Annotated in this window: 17 protein-coding genes and 1 riboswitch; of the genes, 6 read left to right on the top strand and 11 right to left on the bottom strand. The window is 47.1% G+C overall.

Features of this window, described 5'->3' with window-relative positions; all coding sequences use genetic code 11:
- Nucleotides 1-79: 79 nt before the first annotated feature.
- The 4 genes from NSQ57_RS02190 to NSQ57_RS02175 all read right to left on the bottom strand — a co-directional run bounded on the left by NSQ57_RS02190 (nt 80) and on the right by NSQ57_RS02175 (nt 5545).
- Nucleotides 80-1093, bottom strand: coding sequence for an NAD(P)-dependent alcohol dehydrogenase (locus NSQ57_RS02190; protein WP_069010760.1), 1014 nt, complete (start codon nt 1091-1093; stop codon nt 80-82).
- 359 nt (nt 1094-1452) lie between these two features.
- The gene (locus tag NSQ57_RS02185; protein WP_029514697.1) at nt 1453-2514 is read right to left on the bottom strand and encodes an EAL domain-containing protein; all 1062 of its coding nucleotides are present in this window, start codon (nt 2512-2514) and stop codon (nt 1453-1455) included.
- 269 nt (nt 2515-2783) lie between these two features.
- Nucleotides 2784-4886: a bifunctional 2',3'-cyclic-nucleotide 2'-phosphodiesterase/3'-nucleotidase gene (locus tag NSQ57_RS02180; protein ID WP_340931228.1), complete on the bottom strand. Its 2103-nt coding sequence runs from the start codon at nt 4884-4886 to the stop codon at nt 2784-2786.
- A gap of 224 nt (nt 4887-5110) precedes the next feature.
- Complete coding sequence (locus NSQ57_RS02175; RefSeq protein ID WP_029514695.1) at nt 5111-5545, bottom strand: pyridoxamine 5'-phosphate oxidase family protein; 435 nt, start codon at nt 5543-5545, stop codon at nt 5111-5113.
- 270 nt (nt 5546-5815) lie between these two features.
- Nucleotides 5816-5925, top strand: a riboswitch (TPP riboswitch).
- Between the two features lie 193 nt (nt 5926-6118).
- Between NSQ57_RS02175 and NSQ57_RS02170 the strand changes: the two genes are divergently transcribed.
- The 5 genes from NSQ57_RS02170 (at nt 6119) to NSQ57_RS02150 (ending at nt 10631) form a co-directional block, all read left to right on the top strand.
- The gene (locus NSQ57_RS02170) at nt 6119-7162 is read left to right on the top strand and encodes an ABC transporter substrate-binding protein (protein WP_342425570.1); all 1044 of its coding nucleotides are present in this window, start codon (nt 6119-6121) and stop codon (nt 7160-7162) included.
- A gap of 539 nt (nt 7163-7701) precedes the next feature.
- Nucleotides 7702-7995, top strand: a complete 294-nt coding sequence (locus tag NSQ57_RS02165) for an MTH1187 family thiamine-binding protein (protein WP_016818835.1) — start codon at nt 7702-7704, stop codon at nt 7993-7995.
- Complete coding sequence (locus NSQ57_RS02160) at nt 7992-8768, top strand: ABC transporter permease (protein WP_029514693.1); 777 nt, start codon at nt 7992-7994, stop codon at nt 8766-8768. The genes NSQ57_RS02165 and NSQ57_RS02160 overlap by 4 nt, the downstream gene beginning before the upstream one ends.
- A gap of 44 nt (nt 8769-8812) precedes the next feature.
- Nucleotides 8813-9763: an ABC transporter ATP-binding protein gene (locus NSQ57_RS02155; protein WP_069010756.1), complete on the top strand. Its 951-nt coding sequence runs from the start codon at nt 8813-8815 to the stop codon at nt 9761-9763.
- A 55-nt stretch (nt 9764-9818) separates the two neighbouring features.
- A complete protein-coding gene (locus tag NSQ57_RS02150; RefSeq protein ID WP_342426110.1) occupies nt 9819-10631 on the top strand; it encodes a TatD family hydrolase in 813 nt (270 codons plus the stop codon).
- Between the two features lie 178 nt (nt 10632-10809).
- Here NSQ57_RS02150 and nfsA read toward each other — a convergent pair whose 3' ends face one another.
- The 6 genes from nfsA to NSQ57_RS02120 form a co-directional block, all read right to left on the bottom strand.
- Nucleotides 10810-11553 carry an oxygen-insensitive NADPH nitroreductase gene (gene nfsA / locus NSQ57_RS02145; RefSeq protein ID WP_341038450.1) on the bottom strand — a complete coding sequence of 248 codons (744 nt, stop codon included), beginning with the start codon at nt 11551-11553 and terminating at the stop codon, nt 10810-10812.
- A 291-nt stretch (nt 11554-11844) separates the two neighbouring features.
- The gene (locus tag NSQ57_RS02140) at nt 11845-14301 is read right to left on the bottom strand and encodes a heavy metal translocating P-type ATPase (RefSeq protein WP_341038448.1); all 2457 of its coding nucleotides are present in this window, start codon (nt 14299-14301) and stop codon (nt 11845-11847) included.
- A 110-nt stretch (nt 14302-14411) separates the two neighbouring features.
- A complete protein-coding gene (locus NSQ57_RS02135) occupies nt 14412-14612 on the bottom strand; it encodes a copper ion binding protein (RefSeq protein ID WP_013308457.1) in 201 nt (66 codons plus the stop codon).
- 55 nt (nt 14613-14667) lie between these two features.
- A complete protein-coding gene (locus NSQ57_RS02130; protein WP_029514687.1) occupies nt 14668-15018 on the bottom strand; it encodes a metal-sensitive transcriptional regulator in 351 nt (116 codons plus the stop codon).
- Nucleotides 15019-15148: 130 nt separating this feature from the next.
- Nucleotides 15149-15949 (bottom strand): DUF3600 domain-containing protein, encoded by an 801-nt coding sequence (locus NSQ57_RS02125; protein WP_039270283.1) that lies wholly within the window; start codon nt 15947-15949, stop codon nt 15149-15151.
- Nucleotides 15939-16505 carry a sigma-70 family RNA polymerase sigma factor gene (locus NSQ57_RS02120; protein ID WP_341040376.1) on the bottom strand — a complete coding sequence of 189 codons (567 nt, stop codon included), beginning with the start codon at nt 16503-16505 and terminating at the stop codon, nt 15939-15941. The genes NSQ57_RS02125 and NSQ57_RS02120 overlap by 11 nt, the downstream gene beginning before the upstream one ends.
- Before the next feature lie 279 nt (nt 16506-16784).
- Here NSQ57_RS02120 and NSQ57_RS02115 point away from each other — a divergent pair, with 279 nt between their 5' ends.
- Nucleotides 16785-17243 carry a hypothetical protein gene (locus NSQ57_RS02115; RefSeq protein ID WP_318627667.1) on the top strand — a complete coding sequence of 153 codons (459 nt, stop codon included), beginning with the start codon at nt 16785-16787 and terminating at the stop codon, nt 17241-17243.
- A 69-nt stretch (nt 17244-17312) separates the two neighbouring features.
- Here NSQ57_RS02115 and NSQ57_RS02110 read toward each other — a convergent pair whose 3' ends face one another.
- Nucleotides 17313-18542 carry a multidrug effflux MFS transporter gene (locus NSQ57_RS02110; RefSeq protein ID WP_318627668.1) on the bottom strand — a complete coding sequence of 410 codons (1230 nt, stop codon included), beginning with the start codon at nt 18540-18542 and terminating at the stop codon, nt 17313-17315.
- Nucleotides 18543-18716 lie beyond the last annotated feature (174 nt).

Raw genomic sequence — 18716 nt, 5'->3', positions numbered from 1 at the left:
CTATATAGACGAACTAAACCGTTTCGATCTATATATTACTGATTTGAAATCGCTCTTGGGATTTATGCAAAATGCTCATTTATATTTGAACGACGATTTTACCGAAATACTGTTTTCCTTCAGCCAAAAGTGCGAAGGCTTCGCCGATTCGGCTGAGCGGGAATACCCGGTCGATGACAGGATGTAAACGATGGCGGGAAATGGCACGATTCATGTTTTCGAAATGTTCCCGGTTACCAACCTGGCTGCCGCGAATCGTCGCAGCCTTCTGCAAAATGCTGGTGACATCGAACTCAGGAATGGTCAAGCCCGATAAGAATCCGACCATGCTCACAGTCCCACCAGTACGAAGTGCATTGATGGATTGCGCCATTGTTGCCGCTCCCCCTACATCCAGAACATGGTCGACTCCGCCGCCTGTCAGCTCCAGAGCTACCTTATCCCACTCTGGAACCTCCGAATAGTTGATTGTCTGCCATGCGCCGAGAGCCTTTGCCCGTTCCAGCTTGTCATTGCTGCTCGATGTGATAATTACCCGTGCTCCCGCCATCAGAGAGAATTGAAGCCCAAAGATGGAAACACCGCCTGTTCCTTGCAAGAGCACCGTATCTCCCGCTCGTAGCCCACCGGATTCCATCAGCATGCTCCATGCGGTTAATGCCGCAATCGGCAAAGTGGAAGCCTCCTCCCAAGATAGATGATCCGGAATGGCGACGACCCCTTCTTCATGCAGAACGATATATTCAGCCGCCACTCCACTGAGCGGGCCTCCCAGACTGTCCTTTAAGACCTCCGCTCTCGTGCTCCCGCCAATGAATTTCTGTTGTAAATTTGCCGCTACCCTTTGTCCAACCTGAAATTTTGTCACCCCTTCGCCCACAGCTACAATTTCACCCGCTCCATCGGATAACGGAATGAAGGGAAATTGAATGCCGATCGGCATGACTCCGTTGATAACTACCAAATCACGGTAATTGAGGGACGCTGCCTTTATGCGGATCAGAACTTCCAGCCGTCCCGGCACCGGTGTGTCAAGTTCCATCAAGGTTAACTCTTCAAAGCCAAAACCGTTTTTCAGTTGCACTGCTTTCATTTTGGTTGTCCTCCCTGTATTGTTAAACCTTTTACCTAATATAGATACAGTGTATCATAAATGAAACATTGTTTCCTATATAGTACACTGTATCCAATTGTCTTCAAAACGTCAATCTTTACTTTTAAAAAAAACGGTCGTAAACTGCTTCCGGGCTTTTAACGTCCCTTACCAAGTAAAATTGGAGACTGGATGGCTTTGCTTGCCAGAGCTTGTTCAGGTGGGCAAGCATGACCAAAAAACGCGAGTTGCAGGGGTGAAATAACCTCTGCACTCGCGTTTTTTACATTAATGCTTATACGACAGCCTTATTTAAGCTCCAATTTTTATAAACTACATCTACTTAAATTTGTTCCTGACTATATTACGCTGCTAAGCATAAAATTGGAGGGCGGACCGGGCTCCGGCTTGCCAAACAAATAACCCTGAGCCAGTGACACACCTGCTTCACGACAAAATTCAAAATCCTCTATCTGCTCTACTCCTTCAGCCAACACTTGGCCTCCAAAACGAAAAGCCGATTCTACAATTCCTGTGATTTGCCGTTTCTGATTACTGTTACTATGACAGCCGTCAATTATACTACGGTCAATTTTGACATAATCCGGCTGAAGGCAATTCATAAGCTCTGTCGTAGAATAGCCTGCCCCCACATCGTCCAGGGCAACTGAAACTCCTCGATTACGATATTGCTCAAAGATATGATGCAAAAAATTAAGGTCGTCTATCTCTTCCGTTTCTACGACCTCAAATACAAAATCCTTCGTACTCATGGATAACCGATCAATCGTCTCAAAGGTGTGATTCAAGCAATAAGCCGGATTATAAATGGTGGAAGGGAGAAAGTTAATAAAACGTTTAATCCCCGCCGGAAGGCATGTTGCACTTTTTTCAATAGCGGAAAAACGAGCCGAGCGATCCAGATGAGCATGCAAGCCAGCTTCACGGGCGATTTCAAACAGTCGGAAAGGCTGAAAAGGTCTTTCCGCATGTGACGGACGCAGCAAAAACTCAAACCCGATAATATCCAGCTTGTGGTCAACAATAGGCTGCATATGGCTGGAAAAACTTTGATCCTTAATAATACTCACGATATCCGGATGTTGCAGTCTGGCTTGCAATTGACTAAATAAAAGCCAGTCCTCATATCCTTCGACATGATGCAAGCCAGTCACCACAACTTGTATATGGTTCAAGTATTCCTGCGGCAGACGAGCCAGTCCGTTAACCAGCTGTTCCAACTCTGAACGGCTCTCATAGCGAAACTCTATGCCGCCCTCACGCTCATGTTGCTGCTTCATTTGTTCCGATAGCATACCCAAACCATCTAATGCTGGAGTAAGCGACACCCTGGAATACCTAATTCTAAGCAATCCTTGATCCTTTATAGGTAATATGATGCTGCAATTGCTGCATGTCATAATGGTCCTCCTCGGAACAATTTTCCGGTTTTTTCACCATTATATCACAAATAACTAGAACAAAAGTACTATATAATTACGTTTTTTTACAAAAAAGCAGCTTTTTTTAACGATAACTTAGGACTTAAGTACATATTCGACAAAAACAAAACCTTTTTACACTCATAATAATTCGGGGCTGTTTTTTGATATTAAAAAAAGCAGCAAATCTCTTGGTTAAAGAGACTTGCTGCTTCATTCTGATATTAAACGAAAACTAAAATTCGAAGTTATTTGGATGCCTTTGGCTTTGTTGTTTTAGCTGGTTTAACAACCGCCGGTTTGGTCGTTTTAACAGCTGGCTTTGCTGTTGCTTTCGCGGGAGCCACAGCTTCCTTTACAGAAGTCGTTGCTGTACTAGGCTTAGCGCCAGCTTTTAAGCTGTATTTGGCAAAACCGTCTGCCGCGCTGCTCAAGTATGAAATTTGTTGATTGCCTGCCAGCACGTCTTTGGCATCAGGAGAGGACTCGAAAGTAACCTTTGCCTGACCAAAAGAAGCAATAGACCAGTTGCCATCCGCCGATGGATTAATCGTTCCGTTCGTACGGATATAGTCAACAACGACTTGACGACTTTCATCCGGTGCTGCCATCACAATTCGTTTGCCATCTGGGTTGGCCAGTTTGGATGAGGAAGCACGATAGTTATTGGTGGCTACGATAAATTTCTGTGCAGGATCTATAGCCTTTCCATTGTATTGCAGATCCTTGATACGATGCGCTGAAGAATCAATAATAGTTCCCTTGGCATCATACCGTGCAGGCTGCGTTACATCAATCTGATAATTCACACCATCAATGACATCAAAATTGTAGGTTGGGAAATCCTTGTTGATCAGCGATTGCTCCTCAGTTTGCTTTGGATCAATACGGTTGAACTGACCCGCAGACCACTCCAGCCATTCCTGAATTTCAGCACCGGTCACTTCTACAGCATGAACCGTGTTCGGGTACACATACAGGTCGGACACGTTTTTAATCGCTACCGTACCTTCAGGAATATTAGTGTAATACTCGGCTCCGTTTCGACCGCCGGCCTTGAATGGAGCGCCTGCCGACAATACTGGAAGATTTTCGTATTCAGTTCCTTTAAGATGGTTTTGAACATACCATTTCTGTGCATTCGTCACAATTTGAATGGAAGGGTCGTCCTGCACTAATGCAAAATAGCTGGTAATTGGCGCCGTCGTTGTTCCTACAGGCTGGCGAATATAATCCAGCGTTCCTTGATGCTCTTCTTTGACCGCATCAATCAGTTTGAATTCAGGCGTAAACTTCACAGTCTGATTGGTAGTACTCACTACCGGACGCACTTGAGACTGAGAGTCGATTACGTTCCATTCACTCTTTTCCTTTTCCAGAGTCAGGTCAATAATGCCCAAATCCTTGCCCCATGAAGAAGCTTCCACGGCCGGTACGCCATTAATGGTTCCCTTATCCAGATCTACACCCTTCATATCTTTAAAATCAGGGCCTGGGAAAGATTTATGAGCATGCCCAAACAGAATCGCGTTAATTCCTTCCACCTGGCTCAAATATTTAACAGCATTCTCCATCATTGGCGTTTGTGGCACATCCTCATAACCTGTGTGCGCAAGCACGACAATAATGTCGGCACCTTCCGTTTTCATTTGAGGAATAAACTTTTTCGCCGTTTCCACAATATCCTTCGTAACGACCTTATCCTTTAAATTGGCTTCATCCCATTGCATAATTTGAGGTGTTACCAGGCCGATTACACCCACTTTGAGTGTATGCTGATCACCTTTTTCATCCGTTACTGTTTTATCAAGAATCTGATAAGGGGTAAAATAATTTTTAGTAGCTTGACCCCCCTTGTCAACATAAACATTCGCATTTACGTAAGGGAAATCGGCTCCCTTGAGCGATTTCTCCAGAAAGCCTAGACCATAGTTGAATTCGTGGTTGCCCACTGTAGCCGCATCATAGCCCATCAAGTTCATCATCTTGTAGACCGGATGGACGCCGCCTTCTTTCTCGAAGGTTTTATTTCTGGCCATATAATCACCTAATGGATTGCCCTGCAATAAATCACCGTTATCGAACAACATGCTGTTTCTCGCTTCACTACGCGCCTGTTGGATTAGTCCGGCTGTGTTAATCAAGCCATATTCGTTGGTTTCTTTGTCCGAGTAGTAATCGTAGTTCATCAGGGACGCATGAATATCCGTTGTTTCCATGATCCGCAGATTCACCGTAGCTTCATCGCGGGATTTGTTAGCTGCCCAAGATGGAGCGGCCGAAAACACCAGCATGCTACAAGCTACAACTGCTGCTGTAAACCCTTTAAACCAATTTTTACGTAATAACAAAATATACCCCTCCTCATTAAGGTGTATGCCTCATATACATACTTTTGCACATATATGTAAGCCTTGAACCCACCATTTCTATTTTAATCCAACGCCAGACAAAAAAGTAGTCATTTACTTAAAATTATTTATGAAAAAATAATTATTTTTCTCAAACATAAAAAAACCAGCAAACCTCCTAATAAAAACTCGGAGATTCACTGGTTTATCCATTTATATTCGTATTATTTCTTCCACACCTGGCGCTCCGTTTGCTGACCCACATACTCAATGCGAGTCGGATTCACGTCCAGAATGACATAATCGGGATCATCCGGTCCGGAGAACCATTCCTTCAAGGAATCGTTCCACACTTGTTTGCGCAGCCCCTCATCAGCTGTAATCTGGACGGTAGCCTCCACTTCTACAACTTCCTTCGTACCGCCAACCTCATAACCCAGCAGCAGATAAGCATTCGGATTGTCCTTTAGCTCATCCACTTTATGCGTTTTGCGATCTGTCGCCAGATGAATGTTCATTCCATCGTTAAAAAGGGCCATATAGCGTACTTTCGGTTTGCCACCCTCTACCGTACCTAACGAACAAAATTTGTTGTTATCCAAAGCCTTCACAATGGCTTGTTCCAGTTGGTTGCGATCCAATGTTTCCGTTTTACCCACAGTACAACAACTCCTTTTCACGAATTAGAATTCTCTACGGCCATGCCATTGGGCACCAGCCCATCTGAACCTACCTGCGCAGCTGTTCTGAAAATAACATGACCGGATCGAATCGGATTGATTCATACTCATTTTCAGATCAAAGCTCACAGTAAAAGTGTACCCTGTCGTTCGGCAAATGAACCGTTATCTCTCCCTTCATGCTGGACAGACCCGCATTCAAAGCATATAATCGTCGTAGTAAACCCGAATAAATGAACCCATTAAACCATACAATGCCAGGGGTGCTGGAATCGGCCGGCTGAGAGTGTGTCCCAAGACACTGACCCTTACAACCTGATCTGGGTAATGCCAGCGTAGGAATGCTTAAGCAAGATGTGCCTTCTTTACATAGGACCATCCCTTACTTTGGTATATACAAGCGCAAGCGTCCCGGAAACTCGGGGCGCTTTTTTGTTGAGGATTAAGTTGTTGGAAAGATCGCGTCCGGCAGATGTTATTTTTATGAAAATGGGAAACTTAAGCTGTCTGATTGGATGGATAACGGGTAATCAAAAGGAGAGAACACTAACGATGAAGCGCATGAAAATATTAAGCCTGGGACTGATCAGTCTGTGGCTCATGGCCCTGACCCTGACCGCTTGCGGTGGAAGTCCCCCTACATCCCAAGAAGCAGCTTCCGCTACCGACACTCAAACGTCTACTCCGGCAAAGGGGCTCAAAGATGTTAAAATCGTGCTCGACTGGACACCCAATACGAATCATACGGGACTCTATGTCGCCAAGGACAAAGGATTTTACGAAAAAGCAGGTTTGAATGTCCAAATTGTTCAACCTGGTTCAGGCGGAGCCGATCAAATGGTTGCTTCTAATGCTGCACCTTTTGGTATCAGCTACCAAGAAGGCGTCACACAGGCCCGCACGCAAGGTGTGCCGCTTGTATCCATCGCTGCGGTGATTCAGCATAATACCTCAGGCTTCGCAGCCCCGGTAGATCGCGGAATTAAAAGCCCGAAAGATTTTGAAGGTAAAAAATACGGCGGTTGGGGCTCTCCCGTAGAAGAAGCGGTCATGAAATCCATCATGGATTCAGACAAAGGCGATGTGAGCAAAGTGAAGATCGTCAACATGGGCAATGCAGACTATTTTACAGCCGTGAAGCGGGATATCGACTTTGCCTGGATTTTCTACGCATGGACCGGAATCGAGGCCCAGCTTCGAGGTGAGCCTCTGGATATGCTGTATGTAAAAGATTATTCCAAAAGCCTCGATTACTATACGCCTGTAATTGTGAGCAACGAACAAACGATAAAAAATGATCCCGAGCTGGTTAAAGCGTTCATGGATGCTACCGCACAAGGCTATGAATACACTATCGCTCATCCGGAAGAAGCCGCGGACATTTTAAGCAAAGCTGTACCGGAGCTGGATAAAAAACTGGTAATTGCCAGCCAAAAATGGCTGAGCCCGCGTTATCAGGACGATGCCGCACAATGGGGTGTGCAAAAAGCGGAGGTATGGCAAAACTATTCGGACTGGATGTACGAACGCAAGCTGCTCAGCAAGCCTTTGGAAGTCGATAAAGCCTTCACAAACGACTTCTTGCCCAAGCGCTGACCATTTGTTAAAACGCTAAATAAGACTGAACTAGAGAAGTGAACGAAGCGCCACTACGCAGTCGGATGGTGCTTCCCATCGCCACCGCCCCGGATTTCTTAATAAAAACTTATGATTAATGTAGAAATCCGCGGAGGTTATGCTTCCGAAGCGAGCTTTCCTACGGAAAGCTTTTAAAGCGAACGCTAACGCTTGTACAGCACCATTCCGCCCACTTCGTTCTCGTTCAACTTGGTTTATTCTTTAGTTTCATATTATCTAAGCGCTAAGTAGGTGCGCTTGTGTGTTAAAAATGCCGCACAAACCAGCTTTAAAAATAGGGTGCTTTTAAGGCGGGCAGCAGCGGAGCGGTTCATTTGAATCTGGAGAAGCGGAGCGTTCGCCTTTGCAGGGGAATTCTTACCTTTGAAAACTTAAATAATCCAAGAATCCCCCTGCAACAGCGATCGTAAGACCAAATGAAACGCGGAGCGGTCTCAAACGCCTTAAACCACCCTATTTTCTCTAAAACACTCCAAATGAAGGACAGGTGAATTTGCATGGCTAATACACTGCTCAGTATTCAAGTAATCCCTAAAACTCCTAATAACGAGGACTCTTACCCGTATGTAGATAAGGCGATTGAGGTCATTCAGCGCTCCGGTGTCAAACATCAGGTGAACCCATTGGATACGACCATGGAGGGCGAGCTCGACGAGTTGCTGAAAGTGGTTAAAGAAATGCATGAGGCTTTGACGGAAGCGGGCAGTCCCAGCGTCATTTCACAGATCAAAATCGCACATAACCCACAAGGCATCAGCATGAACAAGCTGACCGAGAAATATCGCCCATGAATCCGAAAGGCAAGAACGCATCCTGGTGGAAAAGCGTATGGCCGCCCCTTGTGGCGGTCCTCTTCTTTTTAGCAGCCTGGCAGGGGGCGGTTTCCTATTTACATATTGAATCCTGGCTACTGCCAGCTCCATCCCTCATCGTACAGGAGGGCATGGCCCAGACGGCGCTGCTTGGTGCCCATACATGGGCTACAATTCGCCTGACACTTGTGGGATTCGCTATAGGGACAGCAACGGGACTGTTGATCGCCATCGTTCTTCATACCATTCCTTTTCTCAAATCCGCCCTGTATCCGCTGCTTATCCTGAGCCAAAACATTCCGATCATCGCCCTGGGGCCGCTGCTCATGGTGTGGTTTGGTTTTGGCATGCTGCCCAAGCTGATGGTCATTACCTTAGTATGCTTTTTTCCCGTGGCTGTAGCGACCATGGACGGGCTGACACGGACGGACCGTATGATGATGAACTATATGCAGATGTCGGGTGCAGGTCGCATGGCTATTTTTATGAAGCTGGAGTTGCCACACTCGTTGCCGCAAGTATTCTCCGGCATCAAGATTGCTGCCACCTACAGTGTGATGGGCGCAATTATTGCCGAATGGATTGGTGCGAGCGAAGGAATCGGATATTATATGCTGCTGCAAAAATCGGCCTATCGCACGGACCTCATTTTTGCCGCCATCGGCATCATTGTCGCGCTCAGTTTACTGATGTTTGTCATCATAGTACTACTGGAAAAATGGCTGGTTCGCTGGAAACCGGATCAGGAATAGCTTCCTCCTTGAATTAAATACAGCAAAGAAAGGACGTGGCACATATGAGTCTGCATCCGACTGACTTATCATCACACAACGTGGCTAATGAACAACGAGCCGGGGACCAGCAGAGTCCTTCGACTGCCCCTTCTGCTCTGGAATTGGACGGGATCAGCCTCGCCTTCCGCGAAAAGCGAAGCTTACTGCCCGTGCTGCAGGATGTATCCCTCACAGTCAAGCCGGGAGAATTCGTTTCTCTCATCGGTCCGTCAGGCAGCGGCAAAAGTACGCTGTTTCACATCATCGGCGGGCTACTCAAACCACAGCAGGGACGTATCCGTATGCACGGACGAGACATGACTGGTGAACGTGGGCATATCAGCTATATGCCACAGCAGCCCGCCCTTTTCCCGTGGCGCACCACGCTGGATAATGTACTGCTTGGGCAGGAAAATGCTCCACGTAAAAATACAGCAGTCCCCCCTCAGTACGCCAGTGAACGCGAACGTCGCAAAGAAGCCCTGCAATGGCTCGAGCAGGTTGGACTAGGCAAATTCGCCAAGGCGTATCCACATACGCTGTCTGGTGGAATGCAACAGCGTGCAGCCTTTCTTCGCGCACTGCTCAGCCCGCAGGAATTAATGCTGCTGGATGAGCCGTTCAGCGCACTCGACGCGCTGACACGTGCAGATATGCAGCAATGGTTACTGCGGATGTGGGAGAAGAACCGCCGCTCTGTGCTGTTCATTACCCACAGCATTGAAGAAGCGCTGCTGCTCTCCGACCGCATTTATGTGCTGTCAGCGCGACCTGCTTCGGTGGTGCATGTCGTAGATGTCCCTTTTCCCCGCCCGCGTAGGGAAGAAATCACCCTCGATCCTCTCTTTATTGAATGGAAGCGAACCATGACCGGCTGGATGCGTGAGGAAAAGTACAAACTGGACGGCGACATGGACAATGCTCAGAGCGTTCACAAGAATATCCCGGAAGATGGATTGAATCGGCATGAGTGACGTAAAAGTTCGATGTGCATCGAAATGGAACAGCCAAACAAAGCTAGGCTTGGATTTGACCACAACAAGACCCGCTCCATTAATCGACGCGCACATTCATGTAGACAGCTACCCGCCCGAGCAACAGAAGCTATTGCTCGCTTCACTTGCTGATAGCAGCGTCCAAGCTGTGATAGCCGTGTCGATGCATCTGGACTCCAGCCGAGCCAATCTACGGTTAGCCGAGCGTTACCCTGGGCTAGTACGGCCAGCCTTTGGCTTTCATCCCGAACAGGTCCTTCCACCGCAAACTGAGCTTGACCTCTTGTTCGACTGGATGGACGAACATGTACAGCAGATGGTCGCCGTGGGTGAAGTCGGCTTACCCTATTACAATCGGCTAGAAGCCTCGCAGAGCGGAGCTCCTTTTGACCTCGCTCCCTACATAGTGCTACTGGAGCGTTTCATCCAGTTTGCAAGCAAGCATAGCAAGCCCATTGTCCTGCACGCCGTTTATGAAGACGCAGACATCGCCTGTGACCTTCTGGAACGTCACGGCGTCATGCAGGCGCATTTTCACTGGTTTAAAGGCTCTGCCGCCACGACCGAACGTATCGCCCGGAACGGCTATTATGTCTCCTTCACACCGGATCTCCTGTACGAAGAAGAGATCCGCAGTTTGGCAAGACAGTATCCGTCTGATCAGATCATGGCAGAGACAGACGGTCCCTGGCCGTTCGAGGGTCCTTTTACCGGACAACAGACACATCCCCGGATGACTGCCGACGTCATTCGCGCGTACAGCAAGCTGACCCAGCAAGATGAATCTGCCGTCCATCAATTATTTTATGAAAATACGAGACGCTTTTACTCACTATCTGATGGATAAAGGTATACCAGCTGTTTACTGACTGGAAGGTTTACAACCACAACATGCAACCAAAGCAAAGAACCTCCTTATTTACGCGGAACTTCATCATACGTAAATAAGGAGGTTCTTGTATTTTCAAACGTATATAGCTCAAATGTACTTGTATTTTGCAGAGTTTTTTGTCGCTACTCAAATTTTATTGCTTCAGGAAACCCTTCTGTTCCAAAAATGGCTTCAACTGCAAGCGTGCTGGCTCGGTCAATCTTCCGGCCATTTGCTCAGACCATGGCGTAGAGCGTTGACCGCCCGTACGTTCCTTCAAATATTCCGCTGATGTGTGATCGTATACCTCTACAGCTTTCATCGTCTGATTTTTGTCGTAGCCGTTCATATGCAAAACACCGGACAGCGGAAGGCGTGGACGCAAGCCCGTTTCCTGATCCGGTACACCAATACACATACCGAATACTGGATACACCAGCTCTGGCAACTCTAACAACTCAGACACCTCTGCTATGTTAGTACGAATGCCGCCAATGTAGACGATGCCCAAGCCCAGTGATTCAGCGGCTACCGCTGCATTTTGTGCAGCTAACGCGGCATCAATGGTCGCAACCGTATAATTTTCAACGGACCCCTCATAGGAAGGCTGACCTGGCTGATGGTGGAGCGTGACCTGTTTCAAGCGATACAGGTCTGCGCACCATACCAAAAACGCAGGGCATTGCTCAACGTAAGCCTGCCCTCCTGCCAACTCCGCCAGTTTTGTTTTCAAAGAAGGCTCGGTAACGGCGATAACGGTATATGCCTGCACATTGCTGGACGAGGAAGCCATTTGGCCAGCTGCCACAATAGCTGCGAGCTGCTCGTCGGTAATGGGGTCTGACTTGAATTTTCGCACAGACCGGTGATTCATCAACAAGGAAATCGTATCATTCATGACTGCTTCACTCCTAATCCATAATATAAGCTCTTTATCTACTTCAAGCTGTGAGTATACGAAGAAGTTCTTGCATGCTTGCATGGCACTCCTACAAATATTATGGAACTTTCGCGAATGATAAGCAACCTGACGTAATGAAAGTTGATGGTTTTAAAAAACCAAACACAACAAAAAGCAAGCACGCAGAGAAACCAACCAATTGCGCGTACTTGCTCTATACTCTGATTAATAACTTTATCTCGAAACAGAAATCCGACAGTACGTTATCCTGCCGATACATCCATACACTTACAGCTTTACTCGTTGGAGACGCAGCGCATTCAGCACAACTGAAACAGAGCTAAATGCCATGGCCGCTCCCGCCAACCATGGGGCAAGGAAGCCCAAAGCAGCTATCGGAATACCGATCACGTTATACCCGAGCGCCCAAAACAGATTTTGCCGTATGTTTGTCATGGTCCGGCGGCTCATTTCAATCGCGTCAGGAATACTGTTCAGGTTGCCGCGCATGAGGGTAATATCCGCCGCCTCCATGGCCACATCCGTTCCCGTGCCCATCGCCATCCCAATATTAGCAGTAGCCAGCGCAGGCGCATCGTTAATACCATCCCCAACCATAGCTACGATCATGCCCTGTTCCTGAAGTCGTTTCACTTCTTCAGCCTTTCCTTCAGGCAATACCTCCGCCAGCACTCGTTCAATTCCAGCCTCGGCGGCAACAGCCCGCGCAGTCCGTTCATTGTCACCCGTAATCATGATGACTTCAATGTTCATCGCCCGCAGACGGGCAACGGCCTCCCGTGACGTTTCTTTAATCGTGTCCGCCACGGCCACCAGTCCGGCATAGGAACCGTCCACAGCGACCAGCATCGCGGTTTTCCCTGCGTTTTCCAGATCATTCATATACTGCTCAGCTAAGTCATCTATTGCGATGCCTTCCCTGCTCATCAATCGGCGTGTACCGGCCAATACCTGTTTACCTTCCACATGTGCCTTCACACCATAACCCGGAATATTTTCAAAATCTGTCGGTCCTACCAGCTCAATGCCTCGATCTGCAATCCCCTTTACAATGGCTTCCGCCAGCGGATGCTCCGAGCTTTTTTCTGCCGCACCGAGCAACCGCAGCAGATCCTTTTCAGCCATGCCGCTTGCTCCAACCATAACATCCGTCAGCTCGGGCTTGCCATTCGTAACCGTACCTGTCTTATCCAACACCACTGCGTTGACTGAACGGGTCATCTCCAAATGCTCGCCGCCCTTGAACAGAATACCATATTCAGCGGCACGTCCCGATCCTGCCATAATGGACGTTGGAGTTGCCAATCCGAGCGCACAAGGGCAAGCAATGACGAGAACTGCAATCATTTTCTCCAGTGAGCCTGCAAAATCAGTCGGCGTCACAAGGAAAAACCAGACGATAAAGGCCAACACAGCGATAGCAACAACAATGGGGACAAAAATACCGGAAATCTGATCCGCAATCCGCTGAATGGGAGCCTTGGAGCTTTGCGCATCTTCCACGACCTTAATAATACGGGACAACGCCGTATCACCACCCACACGCTCAGCCTGGATACGTAGAACCCCGTTTTTATTGAGCGTCGCCCCTGTAACTGCGGAACCAGCTTCTTTTTCAACCGGAAGACTCTCACCACTTAACATGGATTCGTCCACTGCCGAACGTCCGTCTACGACCACACCATCGACAGGAATTTTCTCGCCGGGTCGTACAATAAAGATATCCTTCACACGTACCTGTTCAATCGGAATATCAAGCTCTTGCCCATCACGTACTACACGTGCCGTTGTCGCCTGTAGACTCATCAGGCTCTTGATCGCCTCGGACGAACGCCCTTTGGCTACCGCTTCGAACCATTTACCAACCAAAATAAGCGTAATTAGCACCGCGCTTGTCTCGTAATACAGTTCCGGCATGGTCATGACAGGCATTCCCGCCATCCCCTCCATAACATCAGCCGGACGCAGAGTAAGGTACAAGCTGTAAAAATAAGCCGCAGACGTACCCAGTGCAACTAACACATCCATATTCGAACTGCCGTTACGAAGCGCTTTGTACGCGCCCACATAAAACTGCCAACCAATGACGAACTGAATCGGCGTTGTCAGCACTAGTTGGAACCATGGATTCAAGAACAGTTCTGGCACATAAATCCATGATGTAAAGGAAAAATGAGCCACCATCGCCCACAACAACGGCAACGACAGTACTGCGGACACAATCCACTTCCATTTTTTACGCTGAATATCCTTACTTCGCACATCCGCAATGTTGTCCTCTGCGCTCTGCGGGATCGCTCCGTAGCCCAGCTGTTCGATCTTGCTCACCAGATCACCGACCGCAATACTCCCCGCGGCATATTCCACATGAGCTGTTTCCATCGCCAAATTTACCGTGGCGCCTGTTACACCCGGCATCCGGTTCAATCCCTTTTCAATCCGGGTTGCACAGGCCGCGCAAGTCATACCCGTTACATTCAGATTGGCTTCTTCACTTACAGTTCCAAACCCAAGAGAAGCAATTTTGTCGCGAAACTCAGGGATCTCCACCTGCTTGGGATCATAGGATATCGACGCCTGCTCCAAAGCCAAATTCACATTAGCCTGTGCCACACCATCTATTCGCTTTAAACCTTTCTCAATACGGCTTGCGCAGGCAGCACAGGACATCCCTGTAATGTGAAGCGTTGTCTGCTTGTCACCGTCGGTCGCACGGTTTTCCATGGCCATCCTCCTCCCATACCCCAGTGGGGTATATTATATCCAAAAAGAAAAAGCTTCTAATATGGAAGCTTCCTCTTCGAAACAAGTTTTTTCACACATAAAGCTTCAGCTTAAACAACATCATAGCCTTGGTCTTCAATGGCTGTTTTCAGCGCCTCGACGTTCAGCTTGGACTCGTCATATTCTACATTCACTTGTTTCGTTTCGAGGCTGACCTTGCCGGTAGCGCCAACTTTCTCCAAAGCTCCTTCTACTGCCTTCACGCAATGATTGCAGCTCATGCCTTCTACATTCAATGTAACTTGTGCCATTTTCTTTTCCTCCTCTGGGGTACTTCCGTACCCATAATGTGTATGAATACTACTCTTAACGGATTAGCTTTTTGACCGTAACCAGCAGCTCGTCAATCACTTCCTGCTCTCCTGCCTGCATGCGCTCAATGACACAGCTTTTCATATGCCCTTCCAGCAGCAGCTTACCGACACCATTCAGCGCGGACTGGACAGCCGCAATCTGGTTCAGTACATCGTCACAGTAGGTATCCTTCTCAATCAAGCCTTTAATTCCGCGAACCTGACCTTCAATGCGGTTCAACCGGGATACGAGGCTGTTCTTGAACTCTGCCGAATGATGACTTTTTCTAATTGTCTTTTCCCCGTCTGTTCCACAGTGATTCTCATGGACTTCAGTGTGGGAAGCAGATTGCTCCTCAGCCATACATCAGCCTCCTGTGTGGTGTATATATGCATTTAAACATTTGTTATATCCCCATCATAATATACCCCCACGGGGTATGTCAACATTCCAGGAAAATGTCACTTTTTCGCCTTGATTTTCGCCACTGTTTCTACTCAAGCGAATTAAATTGATCAAAATAAGGCTGTAGCAACTCTAACTGTTCCTCATAATCTTTTCTATCCCTCTCAGATAAACGATCTGGATATAGTACACCTTTGGCCCCTGTAATGCGGGGTACATACTCGTAGAACTTCGTGAACAGTACACGAAACTTTACAAATTCATCCTCAGTCAGAACCTTTTTCGCATAGTCCAGCTCGACCTGTAAATCGATGCCTGCGTGGGCCTTTGCATCTAATGTGCCCGTAATGGCAGAATCACCGCCATCTTTTTTACCATCGTCCGTTTGGGTTAGCGCTTTCCCCTGATTCAACTTGTCATAATACGGCTCCAGCTTGGCAGATATATGATCGTATTCACGCTGTTCCTCTGCGCTTAAGCGCTCCTTGTGGAGTGCGCCGTTTTCATCCGTCATTTTCAGATTATAGGCCCCGAGTTCTCTCAATAACCCTATAAAAACAGTGAACTCCTCTTTCGTTAAATGCCCCTGCACCTGCTGCAACTTGGATTCTACTCTATTATATTCCTCTGGCGATCCTCCCATTTCAATTAGCTTTTCCTGTGAACCATATATTGTATCCGCCAAATAAGTGTAAGTAGCAAAAGCACCTGTTGGAATTAGTAATAACACTACGAGAAGAGTTATCACAATATACCTTTTCATAGGTTTAGGTCCTCCTTTTTCAAGCCGTTCAATTTGACCCATAATGTTTTCTTTTAATTCAGCCGGAGCCAATATGTGGTCATCATCCTGCTGCATCACCCTACGTAGTTCTTGCTCAAGCTTCATGGATCTTCTCCACCTTTCCGATTAGAAAATGTTCCTGCTGCTCTTTCGATCGAAGCTTTTGCAAAGCCGCGTGAATTCGTGATTTCACCGTGCCTAACGGTATCTCTAAAATATTGGAGATTTCCTCTTGGGAATATTCCTGCAAATAGTGCAACACAATTACCTGTTTAAGCTTGAACGAAAGCTGCTGAACTGCTTGGAGCAATACATGATTTGCAACCTTGTCCACAATTTCCTCAGAAAAATCATGAGATGTATGAAGTTCGAGCCTTTTTGCTTTGCTTGTGATTCGTAGCCTCATCCATTGTTTTCTACGGTAAGCCCGCATCTGACGCATAACGACCCCCATTAGCCAAGGCTGAAAAGGACGTCTTTCGTCAAATTGCTCAAGTGATTTATATACATGAATATAAATTTCCTGCACCACATCATCAGCATCCACTTTCTCTTCCAACAAAAAATGCACCGTTCTATAGACTGTATGAATTGTTTGATCATACAGTTCTCTGTAAGCCTCACGACTGCCAGCCAGCGTCTCCGTAACAAGAGCAACCATCAAATCATTCTTTGTCAAATTTGCCCGCCTCCTTGCGTTGTCCAATCCTGATCTCCCCCTTTCTTTCATCTCACATCTATATATTTGGCAGGAAACCGAAATATCGTTCGATTCTGTCTCAACATCAGGAAAATAGTCTCCGCATAATCATTCTTTAGCAGGACTACTCTTTTGGTAATATATTGATATAATATTAAAGTTGCAATTCCCACTTGTCTTGTATATATACAAACGAGCAATCATAACAAATCATACGTCGAAGGAGCTTATTAGAAGTCAATGAAAATAAAGATTACACCCTTGTTACGGCTTATCCAAGGCCTGTTGTGGTTTAAAATCCTTGTAATCATTATCGCAGGATGTGTATTTATTTCAGCCCAACCGATAGGTGGGGAGTCTCGGTTAATCCATATGGCCTCCCGCACGCTATCCATCACACCTCCACTTGAAGGTTCTACCGCTCATATGGTCGGATTTGTATTCGGAAAATTGCTCTTTCGATTACTTCCTACAATAATGATCTTGCTGTTTATTGCGACAAAAAAGTATAAACTTACCCTTACTTTACTGCTTTTCGTATCCATTTTTGGTTTAAACATCAACGGAATAGACCCTTTCTTTCCCGTTCATATCTGCATGCTTATTTCAATTCTGGTTCACAAACCATCTCGTATGTACTTAAAGCAGACACCTCTGCCCGCAAAGGAAGCCGAGGATATCTCGATTGCAAAACGGTAAAAAACTCCCATGGACTGAAATGGTTCACGTATCAGTCCATGGGAGTTTTTTAGTTCAATTCGCCTTATTTCAAGCCTTCGCGCGTGTTTCCTTAGCAAGTACGGCAAAGCTTATTAGCGCACCAACCTCGGCTATAGCTATAACGATCGCCATCGGTACGGGGGTGGTTCCACTCCCCAAACCTACTAGCGGTGAAGCGATGGAACCAAGCAATAGAGGCAGCAAACCAAGCATGGCGGACGCACTACCTGCGGAGCGCTGCTGACTCTGCATTGCCAATGAAGTCGTCGTTGTACTTACAATCCCTACGCAGGAAACGACAAAAAACAGAGGAACTAAAACAGCAAACAATTGACCTCCAGTAAAGGCTACAGTAAGCAAGCTGATTCCGGCTACAGCCGCAATGACCAGACCCGACAAGAGTAACTGTCGTTCGCTGAAGCGACCCACAAGTCTACCCGTTAACTGGGAAAACAGTACAATCCCCAAACCATTCACTGCAAAAATGATGCTATACGTCTGAGGGGAAACCCCGAAAATATCCTGAAGCACGAATGGTGAGCCAGCAATATACGCGAACATCGCTCCCGTAATCAGCGCCTGTGAGAAGGCATAGCCCATAAAGCGTCGATCGGCAAACAAGTGACCGAGTGTCCCCAGCGTCTGCTTCAAACCACCGGATGAGCGGCGGTTCGTTGGCAACGTTTCTGGCAAACCCAATACGACGGCAATCAGCATAGCCACGCCGACCACACAAAGTACCATGAATACACCACGCCAGGAAACAAAGTTCAAAATGGCACCGCCCAGTACTGGTGCAGCAATGGGGGCCACGCCGTTCACCAGCATGAGTAGTGAGAAAAAGCGTGTCAATTCTTTGCCCGAGTATAGATCACGGGCTACAGCTCTGGAAATCACAATCCCTGCCGATCCTGTAAGCCCTTGAATAAAGCGAAGTGCAATGAGCATACCGATATTCGGCGCAAACACGCATAACAGCGAAGCAGCAGCGTACAGAATGAGCGAGATCACCAGCGGTCCTCTGCGCCCCCTTACATCGCTAAGCGGACCAGCAACGATCTGTCCAACGGCCAGGCCCAACAGACAGGCGGTCAAACTAAGCTGCGCCAACGAAGTAGTCGTATGCAAATTGTCGGCTAATGTAGGCAGCGACGGCAAATACATATCTATGGACAACGGCCCGAAAGCACTCAATGCACCCAGGACAAAGGCGATCCATAATATTCGCGATTTGGTCATATCTGCGGCAACCATAACAGTATTGGATAACCGGTTCATAATAATAATCATCCTTTTCACAAAAATATAAATAATTACTTCAATATATCATGATATCACTCATTTCGTCTGGCTTCGAATCATTACACGCTAATCCGCAATTTTTTTTCAAAACTGCTATATATCAGGCAGGAATTTACCAATTTCAGGTCGAATTATACGGTAACCAAAACA

It is taken from the genome of Paenibacillus sp. FSL L8-0502 (assembly GCF_038593055.1).
In the GTDB taxonomy this organism is placed as follows: Bacteria; Bacillota; Bacilli; order Paenibacillales; family Paenibacillaceae; genus Paenibacillus; species Paenibacillus polymyxa_D.
Note: the sequence above shows the minus strand (reverse complement) of the source record. Positions and strands in the feature narration are given on the sequence as shown.

Excerpts from the sequence above, each read along its gene's own strand:
- NSQ57_RS02190 (WP_069010760.1), bottom strand. The coding sequence starts at position 1,093 with ATGAAAGCAGTGCAACTGAAAAACGGTTTTGGCTTTGAAGAGTTAACC.
- NSQ57_RS02185 (WP_029514697.1), bottom strand. The coding sequence starts at position 2,514 with ATGACATGCAGCAATTGCAGCATCATATTACCTATAAAGGATCAAGGA.
- NSQ57_RS02170 (WP_342425570.1), top strand. The coding sequence starts at position 6,119 with ATGAAGCGCATGAAAATATTAAGCCTGGGACTGATCAGTCTGTGGCTC.
- NSQ57_RS02165 (WP_016818835.1), top strand. The coding sequence starts at position 7,702 with ATGGCTAATACACTGCTCAGTATTCAAGTAATCCCTAAAACTCCTAAT.
- NSQ57_RS02160 (WP_029514693.1), top strand. The coding sequence starts at position 7,992 with ATGAATCCGAAAGGCAAGAACGCATCCTGGTGGAAAAGCGTATGGCCG.
- NSQ57_RS02155 (WP_069010756.1), top strand. The coding sequence starts at position 8,813 with ATGAGTCTGCATCCGACTGACTTATCATCACACAACGTGGCTAATGAA.
- nfsA (WP_341038450.1), bottom strand. The coding sequence starts at position 11,553 with ATGAATGATACGATTTCCTTGTTGATGAATCACCGGTCTGTGCGAAAA.
- NSQ57_RS02140 (WP_341038448.1), bottom strand. The coding sequence starts at position 14,301 with ATGGAAAACCGTGCGACCGACGGTGACAAGCAGACAACGCTTCACATT.
- NSQ57_RS02135 (WP_013308457.1), bottom strand. The coding sequence starts at position 14,612 with ATGGCACAAGTTACATTGAATGTAGAAGGCATGAGCTGCAATCATTGC.
- NSQ57_RS02130 (WP_029514687.1), bottom strand. The coding sequence starts at position 15,018 with ATGGCTGAGGAGCAATCTGCTTCCCACACTGAAGTCCATGAGAATCAC.
- NSQ57_RS02125 (WP_039270283.1), bottom strand. The coding sequence starts at position 15,949 with ATGAAGCTTGAGCAAGAACTACGTAGGGTGATGCAGCAGGATGATGAC.
- NSQ57_RS02120 (WP_341040376.1), bottom strand. The coding sequence starts at position 16,505 with ATGGTTGCTCTTGTTACGGAGACGCTGGCTGGCAGTCGTGAGGCTTAC.
- NSQ57_RS02115 (WP_318627667.1), top strand. The coding sequence starts at position 16,785 with ATGAAAATAAAGATTACACCCTTGTTACGGCTTATCCAAGGCCTGTTG.
- NSQ57_RS02110 (WP_318627668.1), bottom strand. The coding sequence starts at position 18,542 with ATGAACCGGTTATCCAATACTGTTATGGTTGCCGCAGATATGACCAAA.